Genomic DNA, 14,415 nt, shown 5'->3' on the forward strand with positions numbered 1-14,415 from the left:
CGGTTGATTCTACTATTGGCCAGCGCGCAACTTCAGTCGGCTTCGGGAGGGTAGCCAAAAATCTGGCGGTCAGAAGACGGTCCCGGGACGGTGGGCGTTGCATCAGCCAACGCGGACGCCTGGTTTCTATGCCTCCGGAGACGCCGGCCGCGGCACGATCTCAAGAACTCCATCCGGCAGCGGCCGCTGCAGAGCCTTCGCGTCATCCCACGGCGCGGTCAGCCAGCGCTCGACCTCACCGGGCGTCGTGAGCAGCACGGGCATGGCTTTGCTATGTACTGCGCCGACGACGTCGTTCGGCTCCGTCGTCAGGAAGGCGAAGAGGTCGTTCTTCGTCAGGCCATCCTTCACCTTGCGTACGCTCTCCCAGCCGGGCACCCAAAGCCCGGCGAAGAACATCAGCGGGCGGGTAGCGTCCAGTGCGAACCATGCGTTCGGCTTGAGACCATTGTCGACCTTGCTGGCCGGGTCGGGCTCGGCGAAGGAGGTGACGGGAACGACGCATCGGTGCTCGACGCCAAGCCACCGCGCCCAGTGGCGCAAGGACGTGTTGCGGACATTCGTGGTGCCTTTGTCCGGCTCCATGCGCAGGAGTTCCTTGAAGTCGAAGGGCGTGCCTTTTGCCTTCAACTTGTCCGCACGCTTCTGCGTCGCCTGCATCAGCGCGAAGGAGGACGACGGCAGGCCCCATCGCGTCCGGACGGCCTCGCGCCTTCCGGACAGCCCGTTGCGGATGATCGGCGCGGTGCGGTCGGGCCACACGTCGATCGACGGCTCCAGGTTTCCGAGTAGGTCGTCGAAGGAACTGACCAGAGCGCGAAGCGTCTCCTGGTTCGTCGAGATGTTATAGAGGTTGCACATGGTCCGCGAGACTAGCCCCGCATCCGGCGTTGGCAAGCGGGCGCCGCCACCGGTCTTGCGGAAGTTCTTCGCCTGAAACCGCAGGCGATCGATGTGCAGGTCGGGAATGTAGATGTCCCTCGGCCTGGCAGCGCCGCGGGCATCCGGTGTGGGGCTCCCGTGATGAAACTCATCGCCGCGGCCGTGCGGGAGGGGAAACGGCGCGTCGCGCCTTCCGATCCCGGCCAGCGCCTCGGACATGTCCGTCAGGTGGTGTGCAACGAGGTGGACGACGTCACCCTCGCGCTGGATGCGTCCGCGAACTGCGAACATCGTGGAGCCCAGCACCACTCGGCGGAACTTCTCGAACATCTTTGGCCAGACCACTAGGTTCGCGATCCCGCTCTCGTCCTCGATGGTGATGAACATCACGCCTTTGGCGCTGCCCGGCCGCTGCCGGACGAGGACGAGTCCTGCTGCCTCCAGCCAGCGGCCGTCCCGCGCACGCATTGCCTCCAGGCAGTTCACGATACGGCGCTGCGCCAGATCGGCCCTGAGGAAGGATACGGGATGCTGGCGCAGCGACAGCCCAGTCTGGTCGTAGTCGGAGACGACCTCGCTGCCCTCGGTCATCCGGCGGAGCGCGATGGCAGGCTCCACCTGCTCCGACACTGTTGAGTGCTCGCGCGTGGACGCGGCGGCGAAGAGCGGCAGGGGCTCGTCCCGCAAGCCCTTGATCGCCCAGAGCGCCTCGCGCCGTGACATCCCGAGCGAAGGACGGAAGGCGTCCGCCTCCGCGAGCTGCTCCAGGACGTGAGACGGGACTCCAGCACGGCGCCACATGTGGTCGATCGAGGCGAAGGATTCCTCGCCTCGAACGGCAGCGATGCGAGCGGCATGGCCGTTGGCGAGTCCTCTGACCATGCGCATGCCGAGCCGGACGGCGAAGCATCCGTCGTCCGTCTCCTCGAGGGTGCAGTCCCAGCGGGAGGCGTTCACGCACTCCGGACGCACTTCGACGCCGTGGTCGATGGCGTCGCGGACGATCTGGGCCGGGGCGTAGAAGCCCATGGGCTGCGAGCTGAGCAGTGCCGCGCAGAAAACGTCGGGATGCCAGCACTTGAGCCATGCCGACGCATAGGCGATCAGCGCGAAGGAAGCCGCATGGCTCTCCGGAAAGCCGTAGCTGCCGAATCCTTCCAGCTGCGAAAAGGTCTTCTCGGCGAAGTCCCGTTCGTAGCCACGCTCGACCATGCCCTCGATCAGCTTGTCCTTGAACCGGCTGACCCCGCCGGTAAACTTGAAGGTCGCCATGGACTTGCGCAGCATGTCGGCTTCGCCAGGCGTGAAGCCCGCGCATTCGATGGCGACGCGCATCGCCTGTTCCTGGAACAGCGGCACGCCGGGCGTCTTGCCCAGCACCTTCTCAAGTTCCGGCTTGGGATAGACGACTGGTTCCTTGCCTTCGCGGCGGCGGAGGTAGGGATGGACCATGTCGCCCTGGATCGGCCCGGGACGGACGATCGCCACCTGTACGACGAGGTCGAAGTAGGTCCGCGGCTTCAGCCGGGGCAGCATCGACATCTGCGCCCGGCTCTCGATCTGAAAGGTGCCGAGCGTGTCGGCCTTTCGGATCATCGCGTAGGTGCGGGGATCCTCGGCCGGGATCGAGGCCAGGTCGTAGGTGATGCCCTTATGCTCGGCGAGCAGGTCGAGCCCCTTTTTCATGCAGGTCAGCATGCCGAGCGCGAGCACGTCGACCTTCATGAACTTCAGCGCGTCGATGTCGTCCTTGTCCCACTCGATGACCTGGCGGTCGGCCATGGCGGCTGGCTCGATCGGCACGAGATCGTCGAGGCGGTCGTGCGTCAGCACGAATCCTCCGGGGTGTTGCGAGAGGTGGCGCGGGGCGCCCATCAGCTGGCGAGCAAGGTCGAGCCGCGAGCCGCAGCCTGCGGTCGCCGAGGTTGAGGTTCATGTCCTTGACCTGCTCGTTGGTGGCACCTTCCTCCGACCAGCCCCAGACCTGCGAGGACAGCGCCTTGATCAGGTCCTCGGTCAGCCCGAGCGCCTTGCCGACGTCGCGCAGCGCGCCCTTGGTGCGATAGCGGATGACGGTCGAGCAGAGCGCCGCGTGGCTACGACCGTAGGTCTCGAAGATCCACTGCATGACGAGCTCGCGCCGCTCGCGCTCGAAGTCGACGTCGATGTCGGGCGGCTCGCGCCGCTCTTCGGAAACGAAGCGCTCGAAGAGGAGGTCGTTGCGGCCGGGATCGATGGAGGTGATGCCGAGCACGTAGCATACAGCGGAGTTCGCCGCCGATCCGCGGCCCTGGCAGAGGATGTCCTGCGAGCGCGCGAAGCGGACGATCGAGTTCACGGTGAGGAAGTACGGCGCATACTCCAGCTTCGCGATCAGGCGCAGCTCATGCTCCAGCGTCGCGCGCACGCTGTCCGGAACTCCTTCAGGGTAGCGCAGCTCGGTGCCCTCCCAGGTCAGCCGCGCCAGCATCTCCTGCGGGGAGATCGTCGGGTCGTCGCGCTCCTCCGGATACTGGTATTTCAACTCGTCGAGCGAGAAGCGGCAGCGGTTGGCGATCTCGATCGTGCGGGCGAGGCCTCGGGGTAGCGGGAGAAGAGACGCTGCATCTCCTCAGCCTGCTTGAGGTAGCGATCGGCGTGCCGCTCGCGCCTGTGGCCAAGCTGGTCGATGGTGACGTTGTAGCGGATGCAAGTCACCACATCCTGCAGCATGCGCCGCCCGGGCTCGTGGAACAGCACGTCGTTCGTCACCACCGTCGGCACGCCGTTCGCCTGCGCCATCTGCGAAAGCTCGTGGAGCCGGAGCTGATCGTTAGGCCGGCGGCGCAGGGTCAGCGCGAGGTAGGCGCTTCCCGCGAAGACGTCGCGCAGGCGGCGAAGGTGCAGCGCTGTCAGATCATCCGCCTCGTCCGGCACAAGCACGGCGACGAGTCCATCCGCGTAGGCCGAGACATCGTCCCAGTAGAGGACGCACTTCGCTTTGCCGCCGCGCTTCTTGCCGACCGCAGCAGCCGACACAGTCGGGAATAGGCGCAGCGGTCTGTCGGGTAGACCAGGATCAACATGCCATCGCCGAGATCGAGCCGGCATCCGATGACAAGTCGAATCCCTGTCGTCTTCGCCGCCTCATGCGCGCGGACGATCCCCGCCAGGGAATTGCGGTCGACGACACCCAGTGCTTCGATCCCGCAGGCATGCGCCTGGGCGAACAGCTCCTCGGCCGACGAGGCTCCGCGAAGGAAGCTGAAGTGCGAGGTGACCTGAAGCTCGGCATAGGGCAAAGCGAAACACCTTCGGATTTTGCGAAGGATGTTCCTATTATGTTCTAATTGCGCTGTCGACGCCTAACCCTTCGGCTGGTCGGCGGCTTTGGCCTGGAAAACAGCTCTTCCGGTAGCGAGCAAGCGGCCTCAGCTTGGCGTTCATAAAGCGGACCCTGATTTAGTGAGCAGAACGGCCGGGCTATGTCCCAAGTGCCAATGCGAGATTCCGGCCCGCAATAGCTCGACACCTTCGCCGAAAACACTCAAGAATCGATCAGCTCTACTGAGGCGATTCGAAGCTTATGTACGCCGAAGAGGATTTTCAGCTGCTCGAAGCACGCACTGCGGATGTGCGCGTGGACATGCCGTGGCGACGCGAGCGACCGTACATGAATCCCCACGCCGTATTCAGCCGAAAGCGCTCTCCTGTCGCAGCTGACCAGCACGAATACATCACAGCCGTGATCGGAAAAAACGGTACCGGCAAGTCCCATCTGCTAGGAGCCATTGTTCGCACGTTCATAGCGCTGGACGAACTCCGGTCCGGGAAGAAGAAAAGCTTAAAGGAGCTGCCGCTCAAGTACCTAGAATATATAAGCGATGGCAGTCACTGTGTCGTGGAACAGGACCAATTTCGCGGCATAAATGCCTCCATGAATGGACAAGCTGTTCTTGCGAGGGATCTACCACTGCCTAAGCGAGTGGTCGCGCTTACCATCAGTCCATTCGATAAATTTCCTGTGCCGCGAACCTACCCCTACTCTGTCGTTCCAATTGAAAGTTCAATGTACCAGTACCTAGGCCTACGCGACCGCTTTGGGAAAGCGTCGATTGAAACGCTGCTCTACAGGTCGCTGAACAGCCTGTTTGACCGCACTGAGAACGAAGCATTGAGGCGCAGCAATATTGGCGCGGTCTTTGATTTCCTGAAGCTCAAACCCACAGTGAATGTTATCTACCGGCTGCGCGACACCCAGCGCCTTCGTAATGCAGTCAACCGCAGAATGCATCTGGTCGAAGACAACGTCCTCAGTCCGTCCCAGCAGCGACGTGTCGAGGAGGCCGAGCGGAGCGGCATAAGCGAAGGGGAGCTCAGGATGCTTCTTGAGCTTGCGTACGAACGCTCTGTCCGGGGCCGCATCGAGACGCGGGCTGATTTCGAGAATGGCGGCATTCTGGATGATCTATTTCAAAAGCTGCAGCCGATCCGGCGTGCTGGCTTCCTAAACCTTACGGGTGTTGAGGTAACGCACCATTCCGGGCTGTCTTCAGACCTGAGAAGTGCAAGTTCCGGCACAATCAGCATGGTCTCTGCGTTGGTGGCGCTCGCCTCGGTCATCAGCAACGGAAGCCTCGTGCTGATCGATGAGCCCGAAATCAGCCTGCACCCCGAATGGCAAGTTAAGTACATTGACCTACTGGTAAAGACTTTTGGGCGATACCGCGGGTGTCACTTCATCGTGGCGACCCATTCGCCGATGGTGATTTCGGAACTGCCATCACATGCGCAAGTGATCTCCCTGGATCAGGCGGACTTACCACCAGCGACCGAGCTTCAGGGGCAATCCGCAGACTTCCTGCTTGCGGAGGCATTTGGCGTGCCGACGAACGGTAATCTTCACGTCAAGGAGCGCATCGTCGAAGCGTTGCGGCTCGTCGCTATTGGCAAAGCTCGATCTATCGAATTCAGAGAAATAGTCGCGGATTTGCAGAAATTCAAAGCGATCCTTGATGACGATGATCCCTCCAAGACGATCATTGCCAGCCTCGACGAAGTTGCCGAACATGCTGGCAGAAACGTGCGGCCATGACGCCAATCCAGTATTCTGCCCTAAGCAAACTCATCGTGGACGCCTTCGATGCGCGAGAAGAAATAGACAAGGATAGCAAGTACTGGAATGATAAGAGCGTAGATCTCGTGCGCGCTGAGATAAAGGATCACTACATCGATGACCAACATTTCAAATGCGTCTACTGCGACCGCGAGATCGTGACCGCCAACAAGAGCCTTTGGGACGCCGAACACGTGATCTCAAGAGAGAAGGCCGCCCGATTCATGTTTACGCCGAGGAACCTCGCAGTCTCCTGCCGCGACTGCAACATCGCCAAAGGGCAGAAGGAAGTCAGGACCACGACCCGACAACAGTTTCCCGATGAATCAAGGCACTACACGATCGTTCATCCGCATTTTGATAATTACGCCGATCATATCAGGTGGGTCGGAGACATCTGTGTCCCTATCTCTGACAAGGGTGAAACAACCCAGTTTGTCTGTAGACTGACGCGCTTCACGGCGCAGCTCCTCGGCGTCAGCGGGGTGCTCGATGATCCTGGGTTCGATCGCTATGTTGGCGAGCTATTCAAGGCTAAGACAAAAGCCGACGCGAAGGCAGCACTGGCAGCGGTGAGCACGTATGTGGAGGATATCCCCCAAGCCTAGACTTCGCTTGCTTCGACGTTCAGCGCGTAGCCGCGACGGATTTGTGGATGAATAAGCGCTGTGCCGACGCTGGCGCTGGCAACCCGCACGCAGGAGTTAAATCAAAGGACCGACTAGGCAGGAAGCGGACACATTGAGCACGAAGCGCGAATGACTAAAATAGCGTCGGGTGCTGCTATTGAACGTCACGCTCGTTCTACACCTGCTAGTCGATTTCTGGACTTGCCGACGTCATTGTCCAGGAAGCCCTCAACCGAGCAATCCGTCCAAGTCGAAGTCGTCCCACCCCTTCAGAGCTGTTGCTGCGTCGCCCTCCCGTCCGGCATTGCGCCTGGCGGCGTCCGCACCCGCGAGCTTACCCGCCTTCCTCAGTGCAGCCTTCTGTGCGCCCCGCCGCCTATTCTCGGCAGCGGTGAGCTTGTCCTCCTCGCGCCAGAGCTCCGGCAGGTCGCGATCGAAGACGTCCTCGATGTGGCGCGGTGGAAAGTGATCTTCCGCGCCCGGCCCCTTAGCTTCACTGTGCGGGTGCCCGCACTCTGCAGCCGGCCGTCTTTTAGTCAGCGATAACGCTCGGCCTGCTTGATCGACAGGATGTCCTCTACCTCACGCGGGATGACCGGCAGGTCCTCGATGCCGGCGAGCTTGCGGGTGACCGCATCCACAGTGACGTGGTGATCGTCTAGGTCGTCCTCCGGCACGCGGAGCATAAGGGCGCCGGTCTCGACCTGCAGGAGCCTGCGCTCCGCGAAGGGGAGATGAGCGCGCACTTCGAGCAGGATTCCCCTCGCGCGCACTGCCGAGCCTAACGTTGCCGCAGGTGACAGCGGCCACTCCTGGATGAGCCTGGTCGGCGGCGTCGGTTTCGGGGATTTCGGCATGGCGCTCAGATGGCGTCCGGCAGGGCTGCCTTCAACCAAACCTCTGCTTCCAGTCATTCTTCCGCGCGGCGTAGTCCTCGTTTGCCTCGGCCGCCTTCCAACTCTCATGGAAGATCTCCGCGGACCTCGCCTTCTCCGGCTCGCCCGTGCCGCGTGGGAGTTTGTGATGGTCCTCCCCAGTATACTTCCGGCCGCCGCGATAGTTCGCGTAGCGACGGGCGCGGGTGAATCCCATCTGCAGGAACGTGCGAGCCAGATCGGCGCCGACGAAATCGCCTGCGTCGAGGTAGGCCTTGAATTTCGCCTTGATCGCGGCGCTGCTCGTCTCTGCCTCGTCCGGCGTCTTGAACCGCCACAGCGGCACGAGTTCGTCCTTGTAGGGCTGGCAGATCAGCACGCCCTGTTCGCCGCGCCCGACGCGGTAGAGCTCGGGGTGGGCGCGGTAGTCGACATCCGGTTCCCACCCGTAGCGGGATTTGTCGAAATCGAGCGTGGAGGGTCGTCTGGACATGGTCTGCAAAGGCGGATCGGTGCCTTCCGTTTCCGTTCGGCCGCGTCAGCCGAAGATCCCATGCATGAACCACCGGTGCGATCGGTCTGGGGGTCTTCACCATCGCCCGTGCGATAGACCCAGTAGCGCTCGCCCGCCTCGTCCTCGACCCGGAAGTAGTCACGAACCGCCGACAGCTCGGCGTCCCGGGTACACCATTCGCCGAAGACCCGCTCCGGCCCGTCCGCCCGTTTCACGCGCCGACGGACGCCACGCCACGTGAAGAAAGCTGGAGGATGATCGGGAAGGAGGGCCACCGTCTCGATCGGCTCCGGACGCGCCAGCAGACGCGAGGGCCGTGGCCAGCTGGCAGACCAGGAGGAATCGCGATCAGGCGAAAGCGCGGGAATCCTTTCGACGCTCCGTTCCTGCACATCGCTGGGAACCGGCGCTACCCGGTAGAGGCGGTCTTCGCCGACACGGCTGGCGAGAATGTCGACAAGGTCGGACACGTCCGGCGTCGAGGGATCGATCAGGGGTGAGAGGCCCTGGGTAGGCACGGTGGCTTGGGTCCAGGTGGCCGCCAGCGCCATCAGCTCGATGCCAAAACCTGGCTCAATCTCTGCCACCTTGTCGGAGAGCATTCGCACGAGACGCTTTCGGTCCCGGGTGGGGATGGCCGTCGCGATCCGCACGGACTGCTGCTGGGCATCGACGCGGTAACAGACGAGGTCTAGGCGACGAGCGCGTTGCCCCCGTTCTTCCAGCCTCGCGCAGAGCTGTTCGACGAGCTGGGCGATGTACCGCTTGATCGTCTCGGCTGCGCCGATGGGTTCCGCAAAGGCGCGCCGCACCTCGATCAGGTCGGCCGGGCGCACCGGATCGATCGGTTCCGGCACCGACCCCAGCGCCTGGTCGATCCGCCGCCAGATCTGCGGGCCGAACCGCAGCGTCAGTGGCGCCCGTGGCTGTGACAGCAGGTCGGCGATTTGCTCGAATCCTAGAGAGTGCAGCTCGGCAAGCAGCCCCGGCTCAAGCCTGAGTGCTGCAATCGGCATCGGAGCAAGGACTCGTCCCAATGAACTACCGTGGACGATGCTGATGGGGTCTCGTCCAAAGCGCGCCAGCGCGTGCGCAGCGCCCCATGTAGCAGCGATCCCAACCCGGCAGGTGTACCCCGCGACGCTGAGGCGTTGATGGAGATCCCGCGCGAGACCTTCGTCTCCGCCCAGCAGGTGCGCCGCGCCATCGATGTCGAGGACTATACCGTCCGGCGAGTCCGCAGCGACGACGGGAGAGTACCGCAGTGCCCAGAATGCCAGACGTTCCAATGCGTCGATATCGCCAGCGGGATCGGCATCCTCGATCGTCAGACCCGGTACCAGAACCTGCGCCTTTGTCAGCGGCATCCCCGAGCGGAGTCCTTGCCGTACCGCCACGTCATCGGCAGTCATGACGACCCGCCGGCGTCCATCCGAGCCTGCCAGGACGAGCGGCGCGCTATCCGGCTGCGTAGCGCCGCCCGAGGCCCGTTTGTGCCGATCGATGCTCCACCTGGGAAGGAAGACCGAGACGACCCTGGTCATCGCACGCTTCCAGTTCGAAGTCGGCGCTCTCGCCTGCGCGCGCCCGGATCAGCTCGACCAGCCAGCGATGACGGCCGACGCCGAGGACGGGCAACGGCCGCGACGGCAGGACCGAGACGCGCCAGCGGGTCGACGCTGCCGTCGGCTGACCGAAGTCCGACGCTTCGGACTGTCGCCGCCACCGCCAGACCGTGAGGCCCATGGCGCTCGATCCCTCGGCTGCGAGCTGCAGACGGCGTGAGGCGGTCATCGACAGATGTGCCACCTTGGCCACGACGCAGCCCAGGCCACCATGGCGCAGGCCTTCTTCCATGCACGCCAGCACCGCCTTCTCGTCTCCGGCCTCGACGTAGATCACGCGATCCGGAGACAGGCCCGCCTGGGCGATGGCCGGAGCAAAGAGGTCGGGTCTCGTGAGGCACCATAGGATTCGTCCGTTCGTTCTCGCCGCGATCCCTGCCGCGAACAGAGCCGCCGCGGCACCGTCCACCGCACCGTTTCCGCCACCCGCCACCTCATGCAGCGCCCCAAGCGAAAGCCCGCCGCCCGGGAGCTTCCCGTCGACCTCGTTCAGCCCGAACGGCAGGACCTCCCGTGCCTGCCGTGGGCCGGCCTCGAGCGCTGCGATCGTCGAACGCAGCGCTGCAACGTCCGCCTTGGACATCGCGCTCACCATTTTTGTTGCGGATAATGTTCCTGTTTCGTTCTTGTTCGGACGTCGAGTCAAAATCCTCGCTCGGAGTTGGCACTCGCGCGCCGCCCCCGCGAAGCGATCTGCGCAAGCGAGGACAGGAATTCCCGAAGCGCTTGAGTTTCTATAGGGTCACGGGCATGGCAGCTGGGGAATGGTCAGATGAGGAGAACGCGGCGATCGTCGCCGACTACTTCGGTATGCTTGGGCTCGAGCTTGCGGGGAAGTCGTTCAGCAAGGCGGAGCGGAATCGGGCGCTGCAGAGCCTGACCGGACGCGGCCGAGGATCGATCGAGTACAAGCACCAGAACATCAGCGCCATCCTGAAGGGCTTGGGCGAAACATCGATCGACGGCTACAAGCCCACCTTCAACTACCAAAGATCGCTCGAGCTTGCCGTGCTTGACTGGCTTAACGCACATCCGGACTGGCTTGTGCGCCCGCCAGCCAGGTCTTCGGACGTCGATGTCGGGCTATACGAGCCGCCGTCTCTCTGGATCGGGCCCGCGCCGACGCTTTCGAACCATCCCGATCCGACGGAGTTGGCACAGACCATGGCCATCGCCAGGCGGTACGACGTGGCGGAGCGCGACGAGCGGAACCGCGTGCTAGGCCGTCGCGGTGAGGAGCTTGTGGTCCGACATGAACGGCAGACCCTTACTCAATCTGGCCGAAGCGATCTAGCCGATCGAGTCCGGTGGGTTTCGCATGTAGATGGCGACGGCGCAGGCTTCGACATCGCCTCGTTCCTCCCCGACGGGCGGGAACGCCTGATCGAGGTGAAGACGACCAATGGCTGGGAGCGAACGCTCTTCCACATCTCGGGCAACGAGCTCGCCGTGTCGGAGCAGCGGCGATCCGACTGGTGCCTCCTGCGGCTCTGGAATTTCTCTCGGGAGCCGAAGGCGTTCGAGCTCTATCCGCCGCTGGAAAGCCACGTCGCACTGACACCGACCAGCTTTCTGGCGACGCTGCGATAGGTCGGTCAGGGTACAGCCTACCTGCCTCGTTTCGCGTCCGCGACTTCGTTCCATGGAAGGCGAAGACGCCCATCCCGGTTCCTACGCGGGTTTCCACACATCCTAAGATCTCAGGCCGCCCGGGAGGAAAAGCCTTACCCACATTGTGGTGGACGAGGCCCAAGACCTCGGTGTCTCCGAACTCCGCTTCTTCGCCGCGATTGCCGCGACAGTTTCGACGCGCTGTTATTCGCCAGGGACATCGGCCAGCGCATCTCCTAGAAGCCCTTCTCCTGGCTCGGTCTCGGCATCGATGTGCGCGGGCGGTCGGTCACGCTGAAAGTCAACTACCGCACCTCGCAGCAGATCCGGCAGATGGCGGACCGGCTCCTGCCCCGAACCGTCCGAGATGTCGACGGGCTCGAGGAAGACCGTCGCGGCACAGTGTCGATGTTCAAGGGCATCGAGCCCGAGGTCGTGATCGCCGAGGACGAGCCTGCCGAGCGGAACGCAGCGGCTGCCTTCATCCGGCGGGCGCTGGATGACCACCTCGCGCCGCGCGAGAGCGCGATCTTCGTGCGCTCGGCCGAGCAGCTGCCGCGTGCGCGCAGCATAGCCGAGACGGCAGGGCTGCCGTTCCGGACGGCGACGACTGGCCGGCACGATGAGGACAAGGCACTCGTCGGCATCATTCATCTCGCGAAGGGCCTGGAGTTCCGTGCCGTCGCCGTCGTCGCCTGCGACGAGAACGTCCTCCCGCTGGCGGCGCGTGTCGTCGACGCCTTCGAGCTGGACGAGGTGATCGCGACCGAACGACAGCTCCTCTACGTGGCCGCGACCCGGGCTCGCGACAGGTTGTTGGTGTCCGGAATCAGCCCCGGCTCGGAATTCATCGAGTCGCTTTGAGGCCTGCTCCGCTGCCCCGGTAGCAGCCCCGGCACCGGCACCCCCCCTCCCGCCCGAAATACGGCATGCCGGACTATCCAACACAAATGGTCGCCATCACCCAGTAGCGAGTGTCTCTCGCGGGGAATCCTTGAGGCGCGTTGATTTTGCCGGGGTTTTCTTGGGCGAGATCGCCGTTCCCCTCCAGACCCAAAGTTGGCGAATCCTCGACGGAATCCTAGAGTAGATTTGCGGGAATCCTTGAGCCGTTTAACGTCGAATCCTTTAATATTTTCATGTGATTACTGGCTTTTTCTCGCTTGCCATCCCGGTGGCCGCCGGTCAGTATTATGGGAGAATGGCAAGGGAGCGAGGCTGGATGCCCGACAAAATGAATTGAGCTTCCTGCGATGTAGGCACGAGCTGCACGCGACCCTGGTTGCCCACCTCCTGCGTGGGGGTCGGTTCGACACCGTCCTGAAGTACGGGCGGTGCAGCCCGCCTCGGGCCACGTCCGGCTGTCACTCACGAGAGTGCGTCTCGTGCACGCACCGTGTGACAACGCCGCAAGAGACGTCGCGATGACATGGCGGGTATTCGTCCCGGATGCGGATCGGCTAACCGAGCTCGGCTACCCGGCTCTCGCCGGGTGCTGTTCTCTGTTTCACGATGCAAAAGGCTACGAACACGAACCGAACCGATACTTGAGAGACCGTTACCGCGCTCGCTGGGTCCCCGAATACAAAGAGGGGCCGACCGGCGCGAAGCGCGAAGGGAAGCGCCCGACCACCAGCAAAGGTGAGGCCGACAGGCTCACGAACTTTCTTAACTGGGCGGAGGCCGGCGGAATCGACGTCGACCGGATGAATTATGAATGCGTCCTTTCTTACCAGGACAACATGATCGCCTTTCGACCGTCACAACAGCGGCCGACGGTCGGTGCTGCAACTCGAAACCAAAGAGCGGACGTAGCGACCTTCTACCTTATGTGGCGGGCTGAGCAGGGTCTTCGCTGGGCATTCGATGTGCCAACGAAGCTGGTCAAGGTACCTTACCGAGACATCCGGGGAGATGTGTTCGTATATTCACGCACGGGCCGTCTCCGACAGTCTGCTGCTCAGCTTCCGACACTGAGTCTGCCGACCGCTGCGCAGAAACTGGCCTGGTACTCGGCGGTCAGGACCCGGTTGGGAGAGGCCAAGATGCTGGCGAGCAGATGCATCGTTGAGATCGGCGTAAGGGCTTTCGAATAGGCAGCTTTGCGGGTCGAACAATGGCCATCACGAAGCGCGATACTTGAGGCCCAACGGCCCGGGCGGCGCGACGTGCCCATGAAGCTGTACGGGGGGAAAGGCGACAAGGAGCGAATCGTCGCCATTCCCCTCAACTTCGCGCTCATGGTCAGGGAGTGGATCGATGAGCGGCGGTGCCATCTGGTCCCCCCTTCTCGTCGGGATATTGGGACCCCTGTTCGTTTCCGATTCGCGTGGTGTTGAGGGCACGACTCTATCTCAGGCGACCATCTACAGCTGCTTCAAGATCAAGACGCAGGGCGGTCCGGTCGTCTGATATCCCCATCTCGCGCGGCATGACTATGCCTGCAATTTCGTTCTCGCAGGCTTGCGTCATGACGCTGTGATCGCCGGCAATACCCTGCACAGGATGAAACCAAGCTGGGTAACTGACCGGACTTCGTTCTGGATCAATATGCTACGCAAGAGGCTCGGGCACGTTTCGGAAACCACGACCGACCGATACCTCACATGGATCGCGGAATCGTACCAGCTGGTCGAGGTGGCCGACAGCTACGCCGCTTTCCTTGACGGGGACGAGTGATGACCAAGTTGACGAACTCGATCTCCATCGGCCAGCACTTCGCGAACATCCGTGATCCGGCCGGGGATCGTGTACCCATACGACATCGCCGAGTTCTTCGTTGGGGGAACCGCTCGGAATGTGGCCCGGAGGTGGTCAGGCGACTTTGAAGGGCGCCCGCACCTTGCCTTGCAGTTCAAGCACTTCCTTGAACGGGACCAGTTGAGCGATGCTAGCCTGGACAAACGCGTCGGATGCGCTCGTCATTTCTTTCGGTTCGTGGACGAGCGTCCCGATCTTCCTACCGTGAGCGAACTGGCGGAATTGACCGAAGAGCACGGTCCGCAACTGAAGCGCTGGCTGAGCGATCGTGGAATAACCTCCCCGGACGTCTACAAGAACATCAAGAAGTTTGTTGTTGAGGGGCGGAACTCGCAGGCCTGCCACGTCTCATCTGGCCAGCACGCGATCCCGATCGACCATCGGAGGTTCCGGAGCCAGACTAGGTCGGCATACAAAGGCTGAG

The 14,415-nt window shown here is 62.8% G+C and carries 9 protein-coding genes and 3 pseudogenes; 6 read left to right on the top strand and 6 right to left on the bottom strand.

Translation table 11 applies throughout. The annotated features are described in order from the left end of the window. Positions 1-126: 126 nt before the first annotated feature. Positions 127-861 carry an SOS response-associated peptidase gene (locus tag I5731_RS19470; protein WP_197313127.1) on the bottom strand — a complete coding sequence of 245 codons (735 nt, stop codon included), beginning with the start codon at positions 859-861 and terminating at the stop codon, positions 127-129. A 57-nt stretch (positions 862-918) separates the two neighbouring features. Further along, positions 919-4,163 (bottom strand): annotated as a pseudogene (locus tag I5731_RS19475) (error-prone DNA polymerase); the annotation flags it as partial. A gap of 284 nt (positions 4,164-4,447) precedes the next feature. On the opposite strand from I5731_RS19475, the gene I5731_RS19480 reads away from it, so the two are divergent. Next, positions 4,448-5,956, top strand: coding sequence for an ATP-binding protein (locus tag I5731_RS19480; RefSeq protein WP_197313075.1), 1,509 nt, complete (start codon positions 4,448-4,450; stop codon positions 5,954-5,956). Then, entirely contained in the window at positions 5,953-6,585 is a 633-nt protein-coding gene (locus I5731_RS19485) for an HNH endonuclease (RefSeq protein ID WP_197313076.1), read from the top strand. Before I5731_RS19480 ends, I5731_RS19485 begins: the two co-directional genes overlap by 4 nt. A 249-nt stretch (positions 6,586-6,834) precedes the next feature. Here I5731_RS19485 and I5731_RS19490 read toward each other — a convergent pair. The 4 genes and pseudogenes from I5731_RS19490 to I5731_RS19505 all read right to left on the bottom strand — a co-directional run bounded on the left by I5731_RS19490 (position 6,835) and on the right by I5731_RS19505 (position 10,203). Continuing rightward, positions 6,835-7,463, bottom strand: a pseudogene (locus I5731_RS19490) (hypothetical protein). Positions 7,464-7,494: 31 nt separating this feature from the next. Next, positions 7,495-7,860, bottom strand: a complete 366-nt coding sequence (locus tag I5731_RS19495) for a DUF4385 family protein (protein ID WP_328839273.1) — start codon at positions 7,858-7,860, stop codon at positions 7,495-7,497. A gap of 159 nt (positions 7,861-8,019) precedes the next feature. After that, positions 8,020-9,539 (bottom strand): annotated as a pseudogene (locus tag I5731_RS19500) (Y-family DNA polymerase). Continuing rightward, on the bottom strand, positions 9,454-10,203 hold the full coding sequence (locus tag I5731_RS19505; RefSeq protein ID WP_235981909.1) for an ImuA family protein: 750 nt from the start codon (positions 10,201-10,203) through the stop codon (positions 9,454-9,456). The pseudogene I5731_RS19500 and the gene I5731_RS19505 overlap by 86 nt, the downstream one beginning before the upstream one ends. 143 nt (positions 10,204-10,346) lie before the next feature. Between I5731_RS19505 and I5731_RS19510 the strand changes: the two genes are divergently transcribed. The 4 genes from I5731_RS19510 (at position 10,347) to I5731_RS19525 (ending at position 14,414) form a co-directional block, all read left to right on the top strand. Further along, a complete protein-coding gene (locus tag I5731_RS19510) occupies positions 10,347-11,210 on the top strand; it encodes a DUF3883 domain-containing protein (protein ID WP_235981910.1) in 864 nt (287 codons plus the stop codon). Positions 11,211-11,564: 354 nt separating this feature from the next. Continuing rightward, the gene (locus tag I5731_RS19515; protein WP_197313079.1) at positions 11,565-12,095 is read left to right on the top strand and encodes a 3'-5' exonuclease; all 531 of its coding nucleotides are present in this window, start codon (positions 11,565-11,567) and stop codon (positions 12,093-12,095) included. 560 nt (positions 12,096-12,655) lie between these two features. After that, a complete protein-coding gene (locus tag I5731_RS19520; RefSeq protein ID WP_197313080.1) occupies positions 12,656-13,327 on the top strand; it encodes a hypothetical protein in 672 nt (223 codons plus the stop codon). A gap of 652 nt (positions 13,328-13,979) precedes the next feature. Further along, positions 13,980-14,414 (top strand): hypothetical protein, encoded by a 435-nt coding sequence (locus tag I5731_RS19525; protein ID WP_197313081.1) that lies wholly within the window; start codon positions 13,980-13,982, stop codon positions 14,412-14,414. Position 14,415 lies beyond the last annotated feature (1 nt).

The organism is Methylobrevis albus (genome assembly GCF_015904235.1).
GTDB classification, from domain to species: domain Bacteria; phylum Pseudomonadota; class Alphaproteobacteria; order Rhizobiales; family Pleomorphomonadaceae; genus Methylobrevis_A; species Methylobrevis_A albus.